The organism is Deinococcus sonorensis KR-87 (assembly GCF_040256395.1).
GTDB lineage: Bacteria > Deinococcota > Deinococci > Deinococcales > Deinococcaceae > Deinococcus > Deinococcus sonorensis.
On sequence record NZ_CP158299.1, the window covers coordinates 2,048,968 to 2,070,152 of the forward strand.

General features: G+C 68.3%; 24 protein-coding genes. 8 read left to right on the forward strand and 16 right to left on the reverse strand.

Annotated features, from left to right (window positions below):
• Positions 1-52: 52 nt before the first annotated feature.
• Positions 53-1,201 (reverse strand): N-acetyl-alpha-D-glucosaminyl L-malate synthase BshA, encoded by a 1,149-nt coding sequence (bshA, locus tag ABOD76_RS15315; RefSeq protein WP_350242827.1) that lies wholly within the window; start codon positions 1,199-1,201, stop codon positions 53-55.
• 72 nt (positions 1,202-1,273) lie between these two features.
• Positions 1,274-2,236, reverse strand: coding sequence for a cysteine synthase A (gene cysK, locus ABOD76_RS15320; RefSeq protein ID WP_350242828.1), 963 nt, complete (start codon positions 2,234-2,236; stop codon positions 1,274-1,276).
• 105 nt (positions 2,237-2,341) lie between these two features.
• Between cysK and ABOD76_RS15325 the strand changes: the two genes are divergently transcribed.
• Together ABOD76_RS15325 and ABOD76_RS15330 are read left to right on the forward strand one after the other, a co-directional pair.
• A complete protein-coding gene (locus tag ABOD76_RS15325) occupies positions 2,342-3,202 on the forward strand; it encodes a metallophosphoesterase family protein (protein WP_350242829.1) in 861 nt (286 codons plus the stop codon).
• An 81-nt stretch (positions 3,203-3,283) separates the two neighbouring features.
• Positions 3,284-3,676 carry a S1 RNA-binding domain-containing protein gene (locus tag ABOD76_RS15330; protein ID WP_350242830.1) on the forward strand — a complete coding sequence of 131 codons (393 nt, stop codon included), beginning with the start codon at positions 3,284-3,286 and terminating at the stop codon, positions 3,674-3,676.
• Positions 3,677-3,738: 62 nt separating this feature from the next.
• Here ABOD76_RS15330 and hpt read toward each other — a convergent pair whose 3' ends face one another.
• Positions 3,739-4,272 carry a hypoxanthine phosphoribosyltransferase gene (gene hpt, locus ABOD76_RS15335; protein WP_350242831.1) on the reverse strand — a complete coding sequence of 178 codons (534 nt, stop codon included), beginning with the start codon at positions 4,270-4,272 and terminating at the stop codon, positions 3,739-3,741.
• Positions 4,273-4,347: 75 nt separating this feature from the next.
• On the opposite strand from hpt, the gene trpC reads away from it, so the two are divergent.
• The gene (gene trpC, locus ABOD76_RS15340) at positions 4,348-5,115 is read left to right on the forward strand and encodes an indole-3-glycerol phosphate synthase TrpC (protein WP_350242832.1); all 768 of its coding nucleotides are present in this window, start codon (positions 4,348-4,350) and stop codon (positions 5,113-5,115) included.
• The gene (locus ABOD76_RS15345) at positions 5,115-5,909 is read left to right on the forward strand and encodes an MBL fold metallo-hydrolase (protein WP_350242833.1); all 795 of its coding nucleotides are present in this window, start codon (positions 5,115-5,117) and stop codon (positions 5,907-5,909) included. The genes trpC and ABOD76_RS15345 overlap by 1 nt, the downstream gene beginning before the upstream one ends.
• Here ABOD76_RS15345 and ABOD76_RS15350 read toward each other — a convergent pair.
• The 8 genes from ABOD76_RS15350 to truD form a co-directional block, all read right to left on the reverse strand.
• Positions 5,892-6,983, reverse strand: a complete 1,092-nt coding sequence (locus tag ABOD76_RS15350) for a hypothetical protein (RefSeq protein WP_350242834.1) — start codon at positions 6,981-6,983, stop codon at positions 5,892-5,894. The two genes, ABOD76_RS15345 and ABOD76_RS15350, sit on opposite strands and share 18 nt — an antisense overlap.
• A gap of 163 nt (positions 6,984-7,146) precedes the next feature.
• Positions 7,147-7,995, reverse strand: coding sequence for a carbohydrate ABC transporter permease (locus ABOD76_RS15355; RefSeq protein WP_350242835.1), 849 nt, complete (start codon positions 7,993-7,995; stop codon positions 7,147-7,149).
• Between the two features lie 9 nt (positions 7,996-8,004).
• The gene (locus ABOD76_RS15360; RefSeq protein WP_350242836.1) at positions 8,005-8,940 is read right to left on the reverse strand and encodes a carbohydrate ABC transporter permease; all 936 of its coding nucleotides are present in this window, start codon (positions 8,938-8,940) and stop codon (positions 8,005-8,007) included.
• 83 nt (positions 8,941-9,023) lie between these two features.
• On the reverse strand, positions 9,024-10,289 hold the full coding sequence (locus ABOD76_RS15365; RefSeq protein WP_350242837.1) for an ABC transporter substrate-binding protein: 1,266 nt from the start codon (positions 10,287-10,289) through the stop codon (positions 9,024-9,026).
• Positions 10,290-10,506: 217 nt separating this feature from the next.
• Positions 10,507-12,135 (reverse strand): ATP-binding protein, encoded by a 1,629-nt coding sequence (locus ABOD76_RS15370; RefSeq protein ID WP_350242838.1) that lies wholly within the window; start codon positions 12,133-12,135, stop codon positions 10,507-10,509.
• A complete protein-coding gene (locus ABOD76_RS15375) occupies positions 12,116-12,595 on the reverse strand; it encodes a DUF3293 domain-containing protein (RefSeq protein ID WP_350242839.1) in 480 nt (159 codons plus the stop codon). Before ABOD76_RS15375 ends, ABOD76_RS15370 begins: the two co-directional genes overlap by 20 nt.
• Before the next feature lie 2 nt (positions 12,596-12,597).
• Positions 12,598-12,972 carry a hypothetical protein gene (locus ABOD76_RS15380; RefSeq protein ID WP_350242840.1) on the reverse strand — a complete coding sequence of 125 codons (375 nt, stop codon included), beginning with the start codon at positions 12,970-12,972 and terminating at the stop codon, positions 12,598-12,600.
• Positions 12,973-12,974: 2 nt separating this feature from the next.
• On the reverse strand, positions 12,975-14,039 hold the full coding sequence (gene truD / locus ABOD76_RS15385; RefSeq protein WP_350242841.1) for a tRNA pseudouridine(13) synthase TruD: 1,065 nt from the start codon (positions 14,037-14,039) through the stop codon (positions 12,975-12,977).
• A gap of 324 nt (positions 14,040-14,363) precedes the next feature.
• Between truD and typA the strand changes: the two genes are divergently transcribed.
• The 4 genes from typA (at position 14,364) to ABOD76_RS15405 (ending at position 17,749) form a co-directional block, all read left to right on the forward strand.
• Positions 14,364-16,145: a translational GTPase TypA gene (gene typA, locus ABOD76_RS15390; RefSeq protein ID WP_350242842.1), complete on the forward strand. Its 1,782-nt coding sequence runs from the start codon at positions 14,364-14,366 to the stop codon at positions 16,143-16,145.
• 280 nt (positions 16,146-16,425) lie between these two features.
• A complete protein-coding gene (locus ABOD76_RS15395) occupies positions 16,426-16,767 on the forward strand; it encodes a GNAT family N-acetyltransferase (RefSeq protein WP_350245284.1) in 342 nt (113 codons plus the stop codon).
• A gap of 44 nt (positions 16,768-16,811) precedes the next feature.
• Positions 16,812-17,192 carry a helix-turn-helix domain-containing protein gene (locus tag ABOD76_RS15400; RefSeq protein WP_350242843.1) on the forward strand — a complete coding sequence of 127 codons (381 nt, stop codon included), beginning with the start codon at positions 16,812-16,814 and terminating at the stop codon, positions 17,190-17,192.
• A gap of 86 nt (positions 17,193-17,278) precedes the next feature.
• Positions 17,279-17,749, forward strand: a complete 471-nt coding sequence (locus ABOD76_RS15405; RefSeq protein WP_350245286.1) for an IS630 family transposase — start codon at positions 17,279-17,281, stop codon at positions 17,747-17,749.
• Positions 17,750-17,945: 196 nt separating this feature from the next.
• Here the strand turns inward: ABOD76_RS15405 and ABOD76_RS15410 are convergent, their stop codons facing one another.
• The 5 genes from ABOD76_RS15410 to ABOD76_RS15430 form a co-directional block, all read right to left on the reverse strand.
• Positions 17,946-18,569: an NADPH-dependent F420 reductase gene (locus ABOD76_RS15410; RefSeq protein ID WP_350242844.1), complete on the reverse strand. Its 624-nt coding sequence runs from the start codon at positions 18,567-18,569 to the stop codon at positions 17,946-17,948.
• Positions 18,570-18,633: 64 nt separating this feature from the next.
• Positions 18,634-19,026, reverse strand: a complete 393-nt coding sequence (locus ABOD76_RS15415; RefSeq protein WP_350242845.1) for a YchJ family protein — start codon at positions 19,024-19,026, stop codon at positions 18,634-18,636.
• Between the two features lie 32 nt (positions 19,027-19,058).
• A complete protein-coding gene (locus ABOD76_RS15420; RefSeq protein WP_350245287.1) occupies positions 19,059-19,460 on the reverse strand; it encodes a response regulator transcription factor in 402 nt (133 codons plus the stop codon).
• Positions 19,435-19,722 carry a response regulator gene (locus tag ABOD76_RS15425; protein ID WP_350242846.1) on the reverse strand — a complete coding sequence of 96 codons (288 nt, stop codon included), beginning with the start codon at positions 19,720-19,722 and terminating at the stop codon, positions 19,435-19,437. The genes ABOD76_RS15420 and ABOD76_RS15425 overlap by 26 nt, the downstream gene beginning before the upstream one ends.
• The gene (locus ABOD76_RS15430) at positions 19,719-21,131 is read right to left on the reverse strand and encodes a sensor histidine kinase (RefSeq protein ID WP_350242847.1); all 1,413 of its coding nucleotides are present in this window, start codon (positions 21,129-21,131) and stop codon (positions 19,719-19,721) included. Before ABOD76_RS15430 ends, ABOD76_RS15425 begins: the two co-directional genes overlap by 4 nt.
• Positions 21,132-21,185: the final 54 nt, after the last annotated feature.

A 21,185-nucleotide genomic window follows, 5' to 3' on the forward strand; every position in this document is an offset into this window, starting at 1 on the left:
TTACCCAGCAGCAGGAGGCCGTGGACACGTCCACGGCCTCCTTTCTGTGGGCTCAGCTCACCGCTTCGGGCTGCACCAGCCGGCTGTAGGCCTCCAGGTACTGCGGCACGATCAGGCGCGGGTGGAACTGCTCCACGGCGCGCTGGCGGGCCGCCTGACCCATCTGCTGGTACACGTCACGATTCTTGAGGATCTGCAGGGCGTGGTGGGCCATCTGGTCCACGTCGCCCACCGCCGAGAGCAGACCGGTGACGCCGTGCTGCACCACCTCCGGAATGCCGCCCGCGTTGGAGGCCACCACCGGCACCTCGCAGGCCATTGCCTCCAGCGCCGCCAGCCCGAAGCTCTCCTGGCTGCTGGGCAGCAGGAACAGGTCCGCGATGCCCAGCACCGTCTGCACCTCCGGGAATGATCCCAGGAACTGCACCCGCCCGATCACGCCCAGCTGCTGGGCCCGCTCGAAGGCCGGCAGCCGCTCCGGGCCGTCTCCGATCATCAGCAGGCGGGCCGGCAGCTCCGTGGCGAGCCGGGCGAACGTCTCGATCACGTCCAGCGGGCGCTTCACGGCCCGGAAGTTGCTGACGTGCACCAGCAGCGCCTCGTCCCGGTGGGCGAACCGCTCACGGACACTGGGGTCCACGGTGCGCCGGAAGCGTTCGGTGTCCACGAAATTGTGAATCACCTCGATGTCCCGGTCCACGCCGAACAGCTCGCGGGTCTGGTCGGCCAGGAACTGCGACACCGCCGTCACGTGATTTGAGCGCTGGATGGCGTGCCGGGTGGTGTGCCGGAAGGTGGGGTCCGCGCCCACCAGCGTCACGTCGGTGCCGTGCAGCGTGGTCATCACCCGGGTCCGCCCGGTGATCCCCTGGGCGTGCAGGGCGGCGGTGGCGTGGGGAATCGCGTAGTGGGCGTGCGTCAGGCTGAGGCCGTGTTCCAGGATCACCTCGGCCAGCGCGTTGGCCGCACTCAGCTCCGGGTACGGCTGCTCGAAGAGGGCGTAGGCGTAGGTGCTGACCTGATGGAAGTACGGCCCGCGCATCCCCTGGTGCCCCGCCAGCCGGAACGGCACCGACCCGCCGATGAAGTGCACCTCGTGGCCGCGCTTGGCCACTTCCAGGCCCAGTTCGGTGGCGACCACGCCGGACCCGCCCGCTCCGGAGTGGCACAGCACTGCAATCTTGAGAGGATCTTCTGGCATCGGGTGCGGATTATACCCGCGCCGTGTCAGGGGCGTTGTTCTGAAAGCGGGGATTGTGGGCGCCGCTCCGGCTCAGGGCTGCGGCAGAACCCGTTCGCGCGAGTAGGGCTGGTAGCCCCTGGGCGTGTCGCCGGCCCCGCTGTAGAGGCTGGTGGTCAGGTAGCGGGCGCCGCTGTCGCAGGCGATGGTGGCCACCCGTTTGCCGGGGCCCAGACGGCGGGCCACCTGCAGCGCCGCCCACAGGATGCCGCCGGACGACATGCCCACAAAAATGCCCTCCTGCTGCGCCAGCTGGCGGGCCAGCGGGAAGGCGTCCTCCTCCCAGACCTGCACCACCTCGTCGAGCAGCGAGCGGTCCAGGTTGTCGGGGATGAAGCCGGGTCCCATGCCCTGGAAGGCGTGTTCGCCGCGCTCCCCGCCCGACAGCACGTTGCTGCGGGCCGGCTCCACCGCCACCACCCGCACGTCCGGGTTCTGCCGCTTGAGGTAGCGGCCTACCCCGGTGATGGTGCCGCCGGTGCCGCTGCCGTACACGAAGGCGTCGATGCGGCCCTGCATCTGCGCCCACAGCTCCGGGCCGGTGGTGCGCTCATGGGCGGCCGGATTGGCGGGGTTGGCGAACTGGTTGGGCATCCAGCCGCCCTGCTCCGCCGCGATGCGCTCGGCCTCCTCGATGGCCGCCAGCATCCGGCGCTCCGGGTCGGTCAGCACCAGTTCGGCCCCGTAGGCAGCCAGGGTACGCTTGCGCTCCTCACTCATCTGGGCCGGCATGGTCAGGATCAGCCGGTAGCCCCGCGCGGCGGCCACCTGGGCCAGCCCGATGCCGGTGTTGCCGCTGGTGGGTTCCACGATCAGGCCGCCCGGCTTCAGCAGGCCACGCTGCTCGGCGTCTTCCACCATGCCGAGCGCCGTGCGGTCCTTGATGCTGCCGCCCGGGTTCTGGCCCTCCAGCTTGACCCAGACCTCGGCCGAGTCCGGGGGCACCACCTGAGTGAGTTGCACGGTGGGGGTGTGGCCAATCAGGGCGTCGATCATGCCGTCACTCTAGGCGATGCCGGCTTGCCAGACCGCAAGCTTGTGCGGGTGAATCCGGCCCGTCTCCTCACGGACGCCCGGGCCAGCGCCGCCTATACTCTGCTGATGCGTCTCGCCGTCATCGCCGACATTCACGGCAATCAGGATGCGCTGGACGCGGTGCTGGCCGATGTGCGGGCCCAGGGGGCCGACCGGCTGTACGTGAACGGCGACGTGGTCAACCGCGGCCCCGACAGCGTGTCCTGCCTGAACACGGTGCTGGCGCTGCCGCAGGACGAGCTGGCCGGGCTGACGCTCGGCAACCACGACGACCTGATGCTGCTGTGGCACGACCGCAGCCACGCGCTCCCGGGCGAGTGGTTCGATGATCCGTTCTGGGGCGCCACCGACTGGAGCGCCCGGCAGCTCAATGCGGCCGGCCTGCTCAACCCGCTGCGCCGCTGGCCGCTGACGGTCCACATCGAGGACGTGGGACCGCCGGTGCTGCTGGCGCACGGCTCGCCCACTCACTACCGCGAGGCACTGGGCCAGTTCACCACCGACGAGCGGGCCGCCGCGCTGCTGGACGAGGCCGGCGTGAACGTGCTGGTCGCCTCGCACATTCACCGCAGCATGGTGCGTCTGTTGGGCCAGCGCTGGTTCATCAACACCGGAGCGGTCGGCGCCCCCTTCGACGGCGACCCGGCGGCGCGTTACCTGCAACTGGACCTGCACGGCGGCGCCTGGGTGCCGACCATCCGGCATGTCCCCTACGACCGCCGGGGGGTGCTGGAACGCTTCATCAGCAGCGGCCTGCTGGAGGCGGGCGGCGTCAGCGCTGAGATCTTCCGGCTGGAGCTGCAGACGGCCCGCAGTCTGTACACGCCCTTCTGGGACTGGACCGAGCAGGGGGGCGGGCGACGCGACTGGGACGGGTGGCGGCACTTCCTGAGTCTGCACCAGGAGCTCCTGCAGCCGCAGTCCTGAGTGGAAGGGGCGCAAGGGATGACACTGCCGCGCCGCACTTGCTATACTGCCGGTCAATGCAGATTGAGGACGGTAAGATTCGTGCAGCTTGATTCCGGCGCCGTGGTTTCTGGTCGTGTGACGCGCGTCACCGACTTCGGGGCATTCATTCAGTTCGACAACGGCGAGACGGGGCTGGTGCACATCTCGCAGATTGCCCACAGCTTCGTGCGGAACATCCACGACCACGTGCGCGAGGGCGAGACCATCGAGGTCAAGGTGCTGGGCCGTGACGAGCGTGGCCGCCTGGACCTCTCGATCAAGGAACTGCTGGAGGAGCCGGAGGAGATTCCGCGTCCGCGCGCCATCGGCCGCCAGAGCCCGCAGTTCGAGGCCAAGCTGCGCAGCTTCATGCGCGACGCCAAGGAGCGCGGCCCGGGCAGCGGCGGCAAGAAGGGCGGCCCCAGCAGCACCAGCACCAAGCGCAAGAAGTAAGGCGGTACAGACGTGGCGGTCAGGCTCCCCCTCCGGGATGCCTGACCGCCTTGCTGTGGTGCTCAGTTCTGCGAGGTGATGAACGGCAGGTTGCGGTCGAACTGGCTGCGGTCCAGGCCGTAACCGTACACGAACGCGTCGGGAATGGTGAAGCCCAGGTAGTCCACCGGCACCTCGATGCGGCGGCGCGACGGCTTGCTCAGCAGCGCCGCCACCTTCAGGCTGGCGGGGCCGCGGCCACCCAGGTACTGCAGCAGGTAATGCATGGTGATCCCGGTGTCCACGATGTCCTCGACCAGCAGCACGTGCCGGCCCGACAGCGGAAAGTTCAGATCCTTGACCAGCCGCACCTCGCCGCTCGACTGTTTGGCGTCGCCGTAGCTGCTGGTCTGCAGAAAGTCGACGCTCAGCGGCATGTCTACGGCACGCACCAGATCGGCATGGAACATGAACGCCCCGTTCAGCACGCAGATCAGGTGCGGCTCCTTGCCCTCGTAATCCCGCCGGATCTGGGCGCCCAGCTCCTGAATGCGGGCCTGCAACTGCTCTTCGGTGATCTGCACCGGGCCTTCACCGGGTTTCATCCTGCCAGTCATGGACGGTAGGTTAACACGCGGCTGCGGTGCCCGGTGAGGACGTCCGGCCCCTGGGCGGCACTCTATACTCCGGCCATGAACGTTGCCGCTGTGGAGGGAGTGCTGGGCCAGATCGTGCGGGAGCGCTCGGCCGATTATCAGGGCCGCGAGACCGAGCCGGGTCCGGCCCGGCCACGCATCCGCCGCTTCGAGGCAGCGCTGCGGGCCCCGGGCCTGTCGCTGATCGCAGAGGTCAAGCAGGCCAGCCCCAGCCAGGGCCACATCGCAGCGCTGGACCCGTTGCAGGCGGCGTTGGCCTATCAGGCGGGCGGTGCGGCGGCGTTGAGCGTGCTGACCGAGCCGCGCCACTTCGGAGGCAGTCAGGAGGCGCTGCAGACGGTGGTGGCGGGCGCGGCGCTGCCGGCGTTGCGTAAGGATTTCGTGGTGCATCCGGCGATGCTGCTGGAGGCCGCCGAGTGGGGTGCCTCGGCCGCGCTCCTGATGGTGAGCGTGCTGGGCGAGCAGTTGCCGGACTACCTGCAGCGGGCCCACCATCTGGGGCTGGACGCGCTGGTGGAGGTACACGACGAGGCCGAGTTGCGGCTTGCGCTGGATGCTGGCGCCGAGATCATCGGCGTGAACAACCGTGACCTGCGGTCCCTGCAGATTGACCTGGAGAACTCGCCGCGCCTGATCCGGCAGGCGCGGGCGGCCGGCTTTCAGGGCCTGCTGGTGGCCGAGAGCGGCTACCGCACCCGCGCCGACCTGGACACGGTGCGTGCGCTGGCCGACGCGGTGCTGGTGGGCAGCAGTCTGGCCGGCAGCGGTGATCTGGGCCGGGCCGTGCGCGAGCTGCTGGCCTGATGGGGGAGGGCGCGGCCCTGACCTTCCTGGGCACCGCCGACAGCAAGGGCGTGCCGCGCTGGTGGTGTGCCTGCCCGGTGTGCCAGGAAGCCCGGCAGGGGGGCCGCAACCGCCGCACCCGCAGCGCCGCCCTGCTGGAGGCGGGTGGCCAGACGGCCCTGCTGGATTGCGGCCCGGACCTGCATGCCCAGCTGGCCCGCCTTGGTCGCCCGCTGATGCCGGACGCGGTGCTGATCTCGCACGCGCACAACGATCACCTGCTGGGCCTGGGCGACCTGCTCGACTACGTGGCGTATGCCGGTGGGCGGCTGCCGGTGTATGCCCCGGCCAGCGTGCTGCCGCAGATCGAGGAGCGCTTCCGGTATGCCTTTCGCCGCGCCGCGCCGGTGCAGCCGCTGCCGGTCGAGGGCCTGAGCGTGTGCGGGTACCGGGTGCGGGCCTTTGAGGTGCCCCATGGGGCCAACGGCACCAGCCACGCCTTCCACTTCGAGCGGCCCGGCCACCGCTGGGTCTACCTGACCGACAGCATCGACGTGCCACAGGAGGTGGTGGAGCGCTGGCTCACCGGCCTGGACCTGCTGGTGCTGGGCAGCAGCTTTTTCGACGAGTCAGGCGTGGTGCACAGCACCCGCAGCGTCTACGACGTGCGAGAAGCGCTGCAGCTCCCCTGGGCGCAGGCGGTGGGGGAGGTGTGGCTCACCCACCTCTCGCACGACGTGGATGTGACCGGGCCGCTGCCGGACCCGCGCTACCGCTACGCCAGCGAGGGCCAGACGCTAGCGCTGCAGCAGTGACGAATACAGACAGGCCTTGAAGAAGCCGTTCCAGGCATACGGCCAGGTCTGGCCGCTGCTGGCCAGCGCCGGATTGTTGTGCCAGCCGGGACCGCTCACGAACGTGCTGGCGGAGGTGTGGGGCCGCTGGTCGGCGCCCTCCGCCTGATCCAGGTAGCCGACCAACCGGGACGCGGCCAGCAGCAGGTTGCTGTCCGGGTCGTTCAGGGCGGCGCGCACCTCCGCCTCGTTTTCAGGGAAGGGCCGGTCCAGCTGCATGCCCAGCTGATGAAAGCGGGGCCTCTGCCGCAGCGCGTCCTGCCACGACATCTGGGTCAGCCCGACCGTCTGGGAGAGGTCGCCGGTCCAGCCGCTCTCGCCATAAGCCTCGGTGGTCCGCAGCGCCACCGTATCGGTCAGCTCGCGCAGCACGCCGGCCAGCCCGTAGGCGACCTGCTGCCCGCTCTGTTCGTTGTCCACGATGGCGGCCAGCAGCCCCGGAGCGAGGTGAGCAGCGTGGGCGGCCTGCAGGATGCCCTGACGGTTGGACAGCACCACGCGGGGGCTAAGTGGAGCCGGGGCGTTGACCTGCAGGACCGCCAGCCGGTGACGCGTTCCGGGCGCGGTGGCCCAGGCCAAGTAGGAGAGCCAGGTCTGCACGTTGTCCAGCGCCGCCTCCGGGCTGGCGAACACGCTGCGCCGCGACCGGGCCGGATTCTGGTTGCGGATCTCGCTGTCGAGCATCGAGAGCAGCGCCGCCCCACGTGCTGGACCCAGCACCGCCTGCGTCTGCAGGTACAGCTGAAAGTGCTGCTCGCTGAGCGTCAGCCGGCGCCGTTCGCCCGGCTGCACCTCATCCAGCGCCGACTGAAACGCCTGAGCCACCCGGGCGTATCCCTGCACGGCGCGGGTGGTGGCGGCATCCGCCGGGGCGGGGGCCAGCGCGATCCGGGTGGTCGAGGCCGGGTTGAGCAGCCGGACGATGCTGGGTGCCAGCGAGGGGCTGAACCCCGCCAGCGTCAGCAACAGCGCCACGCTCAGCCCCCGACCGAGCCGGAGCTGACCTCGCCTGAGTGTGGTGGGCGCGGTGGCCATTCATCTGCAGCGTAGACCCTCCGCCAGCAGACGACAAGCGCCCAGCACAACAGACTGAGCATCTCCCAAGAAATTCATCAGCGGCAACAGGGGGGTTGGGGGTGAATGAAAGCTGGCCGCGAGCGTTCGCTCGCGGCCAGTGCTGGGACGGCTGTGTGGCGGGTCAGCCCTTGACGGCGCCGGCGGTCAGGCCCGACACGATGTTGCGCTGGAAGTACAGCACCAGCGCGATCAGCGGCACCGTGACCACGATGCTGGCGGCCATGATCGGCCCCCACGGCTGGTCATACTGCGACGCGCCGGAGTAGTTGGCGATGACCACCGGCACGGTCCGGTTGCTGCTCATGAACGTCAGCGCGAACAGGTACTCGTTCCAGCAGTTGATGAAGGCGAGCAGGCCAGTGGTGACCAGCGCCGGCGTCATCACCGGGAACAGCACCCGGAACAGCGTCTGCAGCGGGGTGGCCCCGTCCATCAGCGCCGCCTCCTCCAGTTCGCCGGGGATGTCGCGCACAAAGCTGGTCAGCACCCACACGGTGAAGGGAATGGTGAAGATCAGGTAGCTGAAGATCAGGCCGATCGGGTTGTTGTACACCCCGCCCGCCCGGATCACGGTGAACAGGCCGCCCAGCACCGCGATCTGCGGAAACACGCTGACGCCCAGGATGATGTACAGGATGGTGGCCTTGCCCCGGAAGCGGAAGCGGCCCAGCGAGTACGCGGCGAAACTGCCGATCAGCAGGCTGACCGCCACCGCGCCCACCGCCACGATCAGGCTGAACAGCAGCGCCCGCTGGAAGGCGGGGTTGGCGAGCACCTGCGCGTAGTTACTGAGCGTGAAGGGCGCAGTGATGAACTGCAGCGGCAGCAGGAACAGGTCGCCGGCGCGCTTGAAGCTGGTCAGCAGCGCCCAGAAGAACGGGAACAGCAGATAGAAGGCGATCACCACCACCAGCAGATAGAACAGGGTGCGTTGCAGGTAATACATCCCCGGGTTTTTCTTGGCGTTCATGTCACACCCCTAATCGAAGCGCACGCGGAAGGCGGTCACGTAGGCCACCACGATCACCATGATGATCAGGAAGATCGCCACGGCCACGGCGCTGCCCACACCCAGCAGCGAGTTGTCGATCAGCGCGAGTCGCGCGTAGCCGGTCATGGAGGTCTGGGCGGCGTTGTTCGGCCCGAGCATGACGTACATCACGTCGAAGACCCGCAGCGCGTCCAGTGAACGGAACACCAGCGCCACCAGCAGCGCGGGGCGCAGCAGCGGGAGCGTCAGGCGCCAGTACTGGGTCCACTTGCTGGCCCCGTCCATGTCGGCGGCCTCGTACATGTCCGACGGCAGGCTCTGCAGGCCCGCCAGGATCAGCAGCGCCATGAAGCTGGTGGTCTTCCAGACGTCCACCGCGATCAGCGCCCAGATGGCCGTGCTGTTGTCGGCGAGCAGTGCCTGACCGCCCAGCACGCCGCGCCCGATCAGCCCGAAGCTGTCGTTGTACATATATGCCCACATCTGGGCCGACACCACCGTGGGAATGGCCCACGGCACCAGCATGGCGGTCCGCATGAAGGCGCGGCCCTTGAAGGCGCTGTTCACCACCAGCGCGATGATCATGCCCAGCACCGTCTCCAGCGCCACGCTCACCACGGTGAAGAGCAGGGTGTTCTTGACGGCGCCCCACCACTTGGGATCCTGCAGGAAGCCGATGCCGATGCCGTCCTCGGTGGTGAACCAGAAGTTGTGCAGCCCCACGAACTTGGCCTGGTCGGGGCTGGTCAGGTTGGCGTCAAAGAGGCTGTAGTAGATGGTGCGGTACAGCGGAAATCCCGCCACGATGGCAATGGCGATCAATGTGGGCAGCAGCAGCCAGACGGCCTGTCTGGCGCGCGCCGACTCGATGCCCCGTCTGCGGACGGGTGCTGTTGCTGGTGGACCGGCAGTGATCTTGGTCATGGCATTCCCCCGGTGAAGCCTGAATGGCAACGGCGGGTGAGGCGCTACGCCTCACCCGCCTCAAGCTGGCACGTGGGCCGGACTTACCAGCCGGCGCCCTTGATGCGGGCCAGCGTGGTGGCGAGGCTGGACACGGCAGCCTGGCCCTTGGTCTTGCCGGTCAGCACGTCATGGACGGCGCCCGAGAAGGCCTGCGACACCTGGTTGTACTTGGCGCCGGTGGGGCCGGACGGACGGGCCACCGCGTTGGTCAGCGAGCTGTACAGGCTGCCGAACGGCGGCACGGCCTTCAGGACCGCAGCGTCCTTGTAGAGCGACGGGATGGTGGGGGCGTAGGAACCCTCAATGGCGCGGATCTTCTGCTCGGCCGGGCTGGCCAGGTAGGTCACCAGCGCGATGGCCTCTGCCTGATGCTTGGAGTACTGGCTGACGCCCAGCTGCCAGCCACCCAGCGTGGCGGTGTTCTGGCCACCCGCGCCCTTGGGCAGCGGAGCGACCGCAATCTTGCCCTTGACCTTGCTGTCGGCGCTCTCGCCCAGCTTGTAGGCGTACGGCCAGTTGCGCATGAAGGCCGCGTTGCCCGCCTGGAAGATGCCGCGGGCGGCTTCCTCGTCGTAGGTGGTGACGCCGGCCGGGCTGATGCTCTTGATCCAGCTGGCGGCGGTGTCGAGCGCTTTGGCAGCGTTCGGGTTGTTGATGGTGATCTTGCCGGTGTTGTCGATGAGCGTGCCGCCGCCCGAGCTCTTGATCCACTCCAGCGCGTCACAGGTCAGGCCCTCGTAGTCCTTGCCCTGGAACACGAAACCGGCGAAGGCCTTGTTGGTCTTCTGCTCGCCGTCCTGGATTTTCTTGGCCATGCTGGCCAGCTCGGCCCAGGTGGTGGGGGCCTTGCTGTAGCCGTACTTCTTCAGCAGGTCGGTGCGGTAGAACAGCAGGCCGCCGTCGGTGTACCACGGCAGCGCCACGAGCTTACCGTTCACGGTGTTGTTCGCAACGATCGAGGGGAAGTTCGACTTCACCAGCGAGTCAGGCACCTTGCCCTTCAGGTCCACGAAGTGCTGACCGAGCTGACCGGGCCACACCACGTCCATCTGGTAGACGTCGATGTCACTGCTCTTGGCGGCCAGCTGCTGTTGGTACAGGCCGAGCCGGTCGTTGGTCAGGTTCGGCGACTCGAACACCTTCACGGTGTTGCCGGTGGACTTGGCCCAGCGGTCGGCGCCAGCCTTGCACAGCTCCAGCTCCTGACCCACGGCGCCGCAGGCGATGGTGAGGGTGACGCCGGCGGCCTGGGACGCTCCGGACGAGATGGCAGCGGTCAGGGCAATCAGGGCAACAACTTTCTTCATGACTTCCTCCGGAACAAAGAAATGGCACGGAACAGGAGCTGGCAACGCTTCAAAACGAATGGGAAGCGGTTCCAGTGCAGATCGGTTATGACAAGATGCAGGCTACACGCCTGTTTATGAAGTGTCAATACGGAAGCGCTTCCATTCAGTCATTTGACGGACAGAATAGGATGTGAACGTTCGCTGCCTGGAACGCGGCCGGTTCCCTGCTGCCGGGCTAACTGAGGTGATACTGAACGTTCCTAGGACCGCTGCCCTGCTTGATCAGCTGACCGTTCAGCACCAGCCGCCGCAGCACCCGCCAGGCCTGCTGGACATTCAGTCCGCTGGCTTCGCGCAGCCGGGCATTGCTGACCTGCCCGTGCTGCTGTGCCAGGGCAAGTGCCAGCTGGCCAAGCGCCGAGGGGACAGGTACAGTGGGCGGCACCGCTGCCCGCTGGGGACGGGTGACGGTGCTTACACCCGTCACTGCTTCCGACCGCTGGTGTAGCTGCGCGCGCACCTCCGCGCTCAGGTGGTACAGGCGCTCGCGGCCTCGCCCCGACGACTCCAGCAGGCCCCGGTCCTGCATCATCTGCAGCAGCCGGGGGGTGCGGTCCTCGGGCAGCTGCAGAGCGCGGCTCAGCTGCTCACGGGTGGCCTCGCCCTCGCGGCCCAGCCGGGACAGCACGATCAGCATGTCCAGCGACAGCGTCTGCATCTCCTCCTGTTTGCGGGCCACGAACCGCACGAACTGCTGATCGAAACCGGGATTGTGCAGGCTCAGGCTCACGGCGTCGCTGTAGCTGGTGAACTCCGGCGGCTCCTTGCCGTGGCGCAGCATCAGCTGGTACATCTTGTCCACTCCCACCCCCGCGCGCTCCACCAGGCCCAGCCGGGAGAGCACCTCGGCCAGCAGCGGATTGCGGCGCTTGGGCTGGTGCCGCAGGATGTTGCCGGGCGTGATGCCGCCCGGCAGCCCGCCTGGATTGCTGATTTCCAGCCGGTCCGGGTGCTGGTGCACGTGGACCACATCGCGCAGCTGGTAGTCGCGGTGGGTCAGGGCGTTCAGCAGCGCTTCTCTGTACACCGCCTCGTCGTAGTCCCAGACCTCGATGCGGAACAGCCCCACCTGTACCGGCGTGAAGCGGTTTCTGGCCTGAATCAGCTCGGCCAGCCGCGAGACCGCGCTCACCAGCGGGCGGCGCAGGTCCTCGCGGAAGCTGAATTCCGGGTCGAGCGTGGGATGGTGGTAGTAGCAGACCTCGGCCTGTGGCAGGTGCGAGCGCAGGGCGCGCGGCGTGCCGGCCAGCAGGATGCACGCCAGGTTCGGCCGCCACTCGCCGCGTTCCTCCACCAGCAGGCCCAGCTCGCGCAGAAAGTCCAGGTCCGGCAGCGCCGACAGGTCGCCCTTCTGCGAAGTGGAGCGCAGCCGGGCCACCTCCAGCGGGTCCAGGTCGGCCAGCGAGGCGGTGGGCGGCACCGTGGCGGTGTAGTCCTGCTGCGCCTGTGGCTGGGCCTGCGCAGGGGTCACCGGCACCAGCTGCTGGCCGTCCCAGCTGAGCACCGAGCCGTCCGGCGCGGCCAGCAGGTAGGGGGCCTGAGGCACGTACACGTACAGCTGACGAGGGCCGTCACCGTCCGGTGGCTGGTGCATCACGTTGACGGTCAGCCGTCCGCCCGACAGCTCGAAGATCGCGTGCGTCACCTGCAGCGGATGCAGGTCCGAGGCGTCCTCGTCCGGCTGCCCCACCACCACCTGACCGCCGTGCGTGTTGGCCAGCGCCATCACGTAGCGGGCCAGTTCGTCGGGCGTCACGCTGAGCGGCAGCGAGACCAGGGGAGCTTCAGCGGTGCGGACGGTCATCGCCGGGCAGTATAGCCGCGCGGCCCAGCCATAGCCGTTCGAGTTCCACGGGCATGAGGGGCTCGCCGTTTTGTCGGCACCACACCAGCGCCGCGCGGCGGCCCATGCCCCACAGCACCGCCGCCTGCCTGAATTGGCGTCCCAGCTGCACCGCGCGCCACAGCGGCAGGCCAGGCACGATCACGGTCGGCTCCAGCCACTCGCCCTCGCCGTTGTGCCCGGGCAGGGTGGGCCAGCCGTCTCGGTGCAGCCGGTCGGTGAGCCTCTGCTGCTGCCCGTCGTTGACCTCTGCTGCCTTCTGTGTTCCGTCCGGGTTCCAGGCGGTCAGGATGGCCCAGCGCTGACCGGGGAGTGTGGGTGGCCATGCCAGCTGCGGGTCCGGCTCGGCCTTCAGCTTCAGCCGCACCTCCAGCGTGCCGTAGGTGGTATCCAGAAAGGCCTGCCGCAGCTCCTCGTCCACCTTCAGTCGTTGACCGGCACCGTCAGCGTGACCAGTTGCAGGTCATCGAACCGCAGCATCACCTTCAGCCGCTGACCACTACGGAAACTGCCGGCCATCACCACCCGGTAGGTGCTGTCCTGGCCGATCATCAGCGGGCCCTCCAGCGGCACCTTCTTGATCACCTCGCAGCGCGGCGAGCAGCGCATCAGTTTGGCGTGGCCACCCTCGTACCACACGCCGGTCAGGTTGTCGCGGCCGCGCGGCAGGAAGCTCGCCTGCAGCAGCACGCCGCCGAAGGTGTGGGCCAGGGCGTGCGCCTCCACGACCGGCGGAGTGGTGGCGCTGCTGAGCAGCGTGGCGAATGGAAGAGACAGCAGCAGGATGATGCGCTTCATGATCACTCCTCCTCCGGGGCGGCGTCGTCCGGCCCTTCCGGCGCGTCCACCTCGACCTTCATCAGTTCGCGCAGCAGGCTGGTGGCAAAGCTGCCGCGCGGCAGCGTGAACTGCACGGTGTAGCCGTCCTCCTGCTCGGTCACGCGGGCGTCCTGCGGATACACCCGGATGATCCGGCGGTCGCCCTTGCGGCTGCTGAAGGCCTCGGGCGTCAGCCCAAAGGCGGCCAGCGCTTCCTGTTCCAGCGTCCCGGCGTCCTGCGTCAGCGGCTTGACCTTGCGGCCGAACAGGGTGCCGGTGGCGCTGATTTCTCCGCGCGCGGCCCGCTCCGACTCGGCGGACGCGTCCTGCACCTCGAACACCCCGCCGGTGTCGTGCTTCTTGGCCATGTCGCCGCTCAGCAGCCCGGCGAACAGCTCGCGTTCCAGCCGCAGCGCCAGGAAGCGGTTGAAGATCAGGCTCTGGACGCTGGACACCAGAAAACGCCGCACCGCCGGGTCACGCAGCCGGCTCTCGCCCCGCAGCACCCGCAGCCCCTCCTCGGCGTTCAGGCCGTGCAGCCCGAAGCGCTGCGGCCCGAAGTAGTTGGGCAGGCCGCGCTGCACCAGCGTGTCCAGCGTGCCCGCCGCCTGCTGGGCCGTGCCGGGCGCGCCGCGCACCCGCACCGTGAAGCGGTTGCCCTGCAGGTGTCCCATGCCCAGCCGGTTGGTGTGGCGCGAAACGTCCAGCACCCGCACGCCTTCCAGGCTGAACTGCTCCAGCCGGCGCTCGGCCTTGGCCGGCAGGCTCAGCCACTGGGTGGTCACGGCGTGCCGGTCCTTGAGGCCCGCCGCACCGATGTCCTTGGGGCGCAGGCCCAGCTGGCTGCTCAGCTCACGCATCAGGTGGGCGGTGGTGTGCCCGGTCTTCTCCAGGTGCAGGTACAGGTGCTCGCCCTCGCCGGACGGGCGGTACAGCGGCAGCTCATCCACCTGGAAGTCCTGGGCCAGCTCACGGACCCGCCCGCCGGTGCCGGGGGACAGGGTCAGGGTGGGCAGCTCGGCCCATGAGAAACTGAGACGTGACACAGGATTCAACGTTAACGCGTTTTCATGAGCACGCGTGTGTCCAATCGTATAGACGCGTGCACAGTCCGGTGTTCTGGCTGATCCGCAGTTGACCTGGGCACGCCACACTGCGGCCTGGGCCCGGAAGGTGCCCTGCGCTGCATGCCCCCCGCCCAATCTGATACAATCTTTGTTTGGATGCCCGTCCAGCAGTGACGGGCTTTAACTTGAGCGCAGGCGTCCGCCCCCGTGTCCGCACGGACCTGGGCCGGACAGAAGCCGCCCACGCCCCATCCCTCCCTCGTTCGGAGTGACTGGCGGCTCCGGGCGAGGGAGAGGATGAACATGGAATACCGGAATATCGCGATCATCGCGCACGTTGACCACGGCAAGACCACACTGGTGGACGGCCTGCTGAAGCAGACCCTGAAGCTCAAGCACGGCGAGGAGATCGCCGAGCGGGCCATGGACAGCAACGACCTGGAAAAGGAACGCGGCATCACCATTCTGGCCAAGAACACGGCCGTGGAGTACGGCGGCGTCAAGATCAACATCGTGGACACCCCCGGCCACGCCGACTTCGGCGGTGAGGTGGAGCGGGTGCTGGGCATGGTGGACGGTGCGCTGGTGCTGGTGGACGCCGCCGAAGGCCCGATGCCGCAGACGCGTTTCGTGCTGCGCAAGGCGCTGGAACTGGGCCTGAAGCCGATCGTGGTCATCAACAAGATCGACCGCCAGGACGCCCGCATCGAGGAGGTCGTGAACCTGACCTTCGACCTGATGGCCGAACTCGGCGCCAACGAGGATCAGCTGGACTTCCCGATCCTGTACGCCGTGGCCCGCGACGGCAAGGCCTACAAGGACCTGGACAAGCCCCAGGAGGACATGCACGAGCTGTTCGAGATGGTGCTGGAGTACATCCCCGCCCCGGAAGTGGACCTGGAAGCGCCGTTTCAGATGCTCGTCACCAACCTGGACTACAGCGAGTATCTGGGCCGCATCGTGCTGGGCCGGGTCAAGCGCGGCACCGTCAAGAAGGGTGAGTTCGTGCAGCTGATGCACAAGGACGGCACCATGACCCGCACCCGGGTGGTGCAGCCGTTCACCCACATGGGCCTGCGCCGCATCGAGGTGGACGAGGTGGGCGCCGGCGACATCATCGCGCTGGCCGGCATCGAGGAGGCGCAGATCGGGGAGACCATCGCCGACCTGGCGGACCCCGAGGCGCTGCCGATCATCACGGTGGACGAGCCGACCGTGAGCATGACCTTCCAGCCGAACACCAGCCCGTTTGCAGGCCGCGACGGCAAGTACGTCACCAGCCGCCACCTGAACGAGCGCCTGAAGCGCGAGGTCATGACCAACGTGTCGCTGAAGGTGGAGGAAGTGCGTCCGGACGAGTTCATCGTGTCGGGCCGCGGTGAGCTGCACCTCTCGATCCTGCTGGAGACCATGCGCCGCGAGGGCTACGAGGTGCAGGTGGGCAGCCCGCAGGTGATCATCCGCGAGATCGACGGCGAGAAGCACGAGCCGGTCGAGCACCTCGTGATCGACGTGCCGGAGCAGCACGCCAGCACCGTGATCGGTGTGCTGGCCAGCCGCAAGGGCCAGATGGTCAACATGGAGCCGCAGGGCACCCGCACCCGCATCGAGTTCAAGATTCCCAGCCGCGCGCTGTTCGGCTTCCGCACCCAGTTCCTCTCGATGACGCAGGGCGAGGGCATCATGAGCCACGTCTTCGACGGCTACGCGCCGTGGGCCGGCGAGATCAAGGTGCGCCAGAACGGCTCGCTGGTCAGCATGGAGGACGGCCCGGCCTTCGCCTACAGCATCTGGAAGCTGCAGGACCGCGGCAGCTTCTTCATCGACCCGGCCACCGAGGTGTACGTGGGCATGATCGTGGGCGAGAACGCCCGCGAGCAGGACATGAACGTCAACGTGTGCAAGAACAAGAAGCTGACCAACGTGCGTTCCAGCGGTGCCGACGAGGCGCTGACCCTGACCCCGCCGCGTCGCCTGTCGCTGGAGGACGCGCTGGAGTACATCAGTGACGATGAGCTGGTGGAGCTGACCCCCAAGAACATCCGCCTTCGCAAGAAGGTCCTGAACCCCAGCTTCCGCAAGTAAGCCCGGCTCAGCGCGCCCCCACCCGGACGGGTGGGGGATTTTTTTGGCCTTGATCCGCTCCGGCCGGTGATCGAGGGTGGGCAGATCGGCGGCCCGGGTCGCTCTGGGAGGCAGAAGTCAGCAACCACACGGGTCGGGCCGGCCATTCCTCAGGACCTGCCGGCCATTCTGGAGATCTACAACCACGCGGTGCGGCACACCACCGCCAGCTACGACCTGGAGCCGGTGACGCTGGCCTCGCGCGCAGCCTGGGACGAGGCGCGGCATCAGGCGGGCTTTCCTGTCCTGGTGGCGATGTGGGAGGAGCGGATCGTCGGCTGGGGCAGCTACGGCCGCTTCCGCGAGAAGGCGGGCTACGGTAGAACACAGCGTCTACGCCGCCCCCGAGGCGCAGGGCCAGGGCGTGGGCAGCGTCCTGCAGCGCCAGCTGATCGTGCAGGCGCGGCAGGACGGGTATCACGTGATGGTGGCCGGGGTGGACGCCGAGAACGCGGCCCCCCTGCGCTTTCACGAGCGGCTGGGCTTCGTGCAGGTGGCGCAGTTCCGGCAGGTGGACCGCAAGTTCGGGCGCTGGCTGGATCTGGTGTTCCTGCAGCGCCTGCTGGACGACGAAACGCTCTAGTACAGCGTCAACCGATTAAACTCTGATCTTGCGTACGCTGGGTCATGAAGAAACATCTGGTGAGGCTGACCGATGACGACCGGACGGAACTCCGAGTGTTTACCCGGAGTGGAACGAGGAGCGCTCAGGCCATCACCCGAGCCCGGCTGCTGGTGATGGCCGATGAGCAAGGCGAGTCGCGCAACGATGCTGATATCGCACGAGCGCTGGGGGTCACTGTCCACACCGTGGAGGTCACGCGCAAACGGTATGTGCAGCACGGCCTGCAGGCCGTGCTGCAGCGCGCTCCTCGTAAAGACAAGGGTGTGCCCCAGAAGGTCGACGGACGCGTCGAAGCCCAGCTGATCACCCTGGCCTGCAGCGACACGCCGAATGGCGAACCTGCCTGGACGCTGCAGATGCTGGGCGATGCGCTGGTGAGATGACAGCTCGTGGACTGTATTTCCCGTGAGACGGTGCGCAAAACGCTGAAAAAAACGTCCTCAAGCCGCATCTGAAACAGCAATGGTGGATTCCGCCCGATCAGAACGCGGCCTTCGTCTGTGCGATGGAGGACGTGCTGGACGTGTACGAGCGTCCAATGGACGCTCGCGTTCCCGTCATCTGTTTCGACGAGAAGCCCTGTCCGTTGACCCGTGACGTGTTGCAGCCGACCCAGGCTGCACCTGGACGACTTCAGCGCCAGGACAGCGAATACGAACGCTGTGGCACCGCCACCATCTTCGGCTGGGTCGAGCCCTTGGTTGGCCGTCGCGACGCCTGGGTGACGGCGCGGCGGACCTGCATCGACTACGCTCATGCCCTTAAGCGCGTGTCTGAGGCGTATCCCGATGCCCTGCACATTGTCCTGGTGCAAGACAACCTTTCAACCCATACCAAAGCGGCGCTTTATCAGGCGTTTCCCGCCCACGAAGCGCGGCAGCTCGCCGCGCGGTTCGACTTCCATTTCACGCCCCGGCACGGTTCCTGGCTCAATATGTAGGAACTGGAATTCTCGGCACTCGCCCGCCAGGCGCTTCAGGAGCGGGTGGGGGATCAACCAGCACTGGAGCGCACAGTGGCACACTGGAGTGGCCGCCGCTGCGCGGCAGCCACTCCCGTCCGTTGGCAGTTCACGACTCCGCAAGCCCGCGTCAAACTATGCCGTCTCTATCCTAAGATGATCGGTTGACGCTGTACTAGCCGGACGTGCCGAGCTGCTGCCGGGCCTGCTGCCCGGTCAGCGGTTTGCCGTACACGGCCGTGCCCGGCTGATGGCTGCGGCTGTCCTCCAGGGTGCCAGTGTCCACCGCCACGAACCCGATGGCCTCAATCAGCTGCGAGACGGTCCGCTTGGCGTCCGGGTCATCGCTGGCCACGAAGATGGCGCGGCGCTCCTCCAGCGGCTTGCCGGGGTCGCCCTGACTGGCGAGGTCGGCGGCCGCGATGGCGTTGAAGGCCTTCACCACCCGCGCTCCCGGCAGGTGGCGGGCCATGAAGCTGCTCTCGGACTGGCCACCCAGGTCAATCTGTCCGTCGCGCTGCGGGTAGTAGTTGGCCGTGTCGATGACGACCTTGCCGCTCACCTCCAGCCCCTCCAGGCTGGCGTACTTGCCGAACGGGATCGTCTCCACCAGCAGCTCACCGAACTGCGCCGCCTGTGCCGAGGTCATGGCCCGCACATTCGGCCCCAGCGCGCGGACGGTGTCTTCAAGCGTCTCCGGGCCGCGCGAATTGCTGAGCGCCACCTGATGCCCGGCGCGGGCAAACAGCTGGGCCAGCGCCTTGCCGATGTGTCCTGCTCCCAGAATGCCGATGTTCATGGCTGGAAGCGTAGGCTGCCCAGCGGGTCCAGCTGTGTAGCCTGGGCAGCACTGTGGGTCCGGCTCAGCCGTCCGTCTCGCCGTCCAGGTACACCCAGGCGCCCTCCAGCCGCACGAAGTGGCTGCGCTCGCGCAGGGTGTGCTGCTGCCCGTGCTGGCGGAAGCGGGCCGCAAAGGTCACGCGGCCCTGGTCGTCGTGCGGCCCACCAGCCTGACATGCCTGAACCTGCAGCCCCAGCCAGACGGTGCCGTCGTTCAGGTCCAGCGTCGTGGGGCGGGTGCGGGGGTGCCAGCTGGCGAGCAGGTAGGGGGCCAGCTGCAGCGCGTAGGCACTGTAGCGGCTGCGCATCAGCGCCTCGGCGGTGGGTGCGGGACCGGTGCCGTCGTGGCGGGGCAGGCAGCAGCGGCGGTAGGGCCGCTGGCTGCCGCAGGGACACAGGTGGGGCGGGCGAGCCATGGCTCAGGGTAGCGGACGGCGGGGCAGCGGGTTCAGCCGCCGCCCTGGCGCACCGCCAGCAGCGCCGCCTCCACGCGGTTGCGCACGTGCAGCTTCTGCAGCACGTTGGTCATGTACCCCTTGACCGTCTTCTCGGTCAGATCCAGGTCGCGCGCAATCTCCTTGTTGCTGCGCCCAGCCGCCACGCCCTCCAGAATCTGACGCTCGCGGGCGGTCAGTTCTGACAGGGGGTCGGTGGTGGGCCGGCGCGGGCCGCTGAGTTCCAGCAGCAGGCTGGCCGCCAGCCCCGGCGTCACGTACACCTCGCCGGCATGCAGCGAGCGCACCACCGAGCGCAGCTCACGGCCGGAGATGCCCTTCAGGGCGTAGCCGCGCGCCCCGGCCCGCAGCGCCGCCGTCACGTCCGCTTCATCGGCGCTGACGGTCAGCATCATCACCCGACGTCACCGGGTAGCGGGCGCTCAGGGCGTTCACGGCGTTCAGGCCGCCGCCCGGCATGTTCAGGTCCAGCAGCACCACGTCCGGCAGGTGCTGGCCCACCAGCTGCAGCGCCTCCTCGGCGCTGGACCCCTCGGCCACCACCTCCAGGTCCGGCTCCATGCCCAGGGCGGCGGCCACGCCCTCCCGGAACAGCGGGTGGTCGTCCACAATCACGATGCGCAGCGGCAGGGCAGAGGGGTTCGCGGGGGTGTTCACGGGGTCAGGGCCTCCAGTTCGGCTTCCGGGCTGTCGCCGGGGGGGTGAAGTGGCAGGCAGGCCAGCACCTGCGTGCCGTGCGGGCCGGAGCGCACTTCGAAGGTGCCGCCCAGGCTCTCGGTGCGTTCGCGCATGCCGTTGAGCCCCAGGTGCAGGTGCCCGGGCTGCGGCTGCAGCGCGTCGAATCCGGGACCGTGGTCCTGCACCTCCAGCCGCAGCTGCGCGCCCTGGATCACGCACTGGACCGTCATGTGCTGGCCACCGGCGTGCCGCTGGGCGTTGTTGAGCGCCTCCTGCACCAGCCGGTAGGCGGTCATGCGGACCGGCAGGGCGGCCGCCGGCAGCGGGCCGTCCGTCTGCAGCGTCACCGTGGTGCCGGTGCGTCGCTGGTGGTCCTGCACCGCCCGCTGGATGGTCTGGTCCAGGTCCAGGCCGTCCAGCGCCGGCAGCCGCAGGCCGCTGGAGATGTCACGCATCTCGGTCATGGCAGCCCGCAGCGAGCGCTCAATCAGTTCCAGATGCTGCTCGGCCTGGTGGGCCTGCTCGGCGGGCAGCTGCGTCAGGTGCTGGCCCACCCCCTCCAGCCGCAGCAACGCGTAGCCGAGTTCCTGGGCCGGGCCGTCGTGCAGTTCGGCCGAGACGCGCATCAGGTAGCGCTCGTTCAGGGTGGTGGTGCGGGTGGCGGCCCGGCTGACCCGGTGGTGCAGCTCCTCGTTGCGCTGCAGCTCGGCCTGGAGCTGCCGCTGCTGATGCAGGATGGTGTCGCTGCCCTGGCGGACCACGCCGGCCAGCAGCAGGTACGCGCCCAGCATGGTCAGCGTCACTACGCCCCAGCTCTCGCGGGTGGCCGCCGCCTGCTGCCGCTCCAGGTCGTCCACCGTCTGGTAGAACTCCGCCACCGCGATCACCCGGTCGCTGCCCTCCTGCCGCAGCGGCGTGTAGGTTTCCAGCAGCCGGTTCCAGCGGGCCCGCTGGGTGCCGTTCTCGGCGTCCTCCAGGGTGCTGACGTGCGACACCACTTGCCCGTTCCAGGCGTCCGCCTGCTCATCCTTGACGTCAAAGGTTCGGCCCTCGTCCTGGCCGTAGATGACGCGCCCGCCCGGCCCCCAGATACGGATCGCCACGATCTCCTGGGCCAGCGGCGTCTTGGTCAGGATCCAGTTCAGCTGCCGCCGCTCCTGGGCGGTCAGGCCGCCGCTGCGGCTGAACCCCTGAAACGAACCCACCACATAGTTCTCCACGTACAGCGCGGCGCTGGCGGCGGTGCGGTGCACCACGCCGTCGCGGATGCTGCGGCTGACCCAGGCCCCGATCAGCAGGCCGCACAGCAGCAGCACCCCGAAACTCAGCAGGCTGTAGCGCCCGGCCAGGCTGAGCGAAGGTGAAAAGGAGTGACGCCTGAACCGCATGTCCTGATTATGGGTCCTGGGGGCGGCACTTCAGACTTTGGTCGGGGGTAGGGG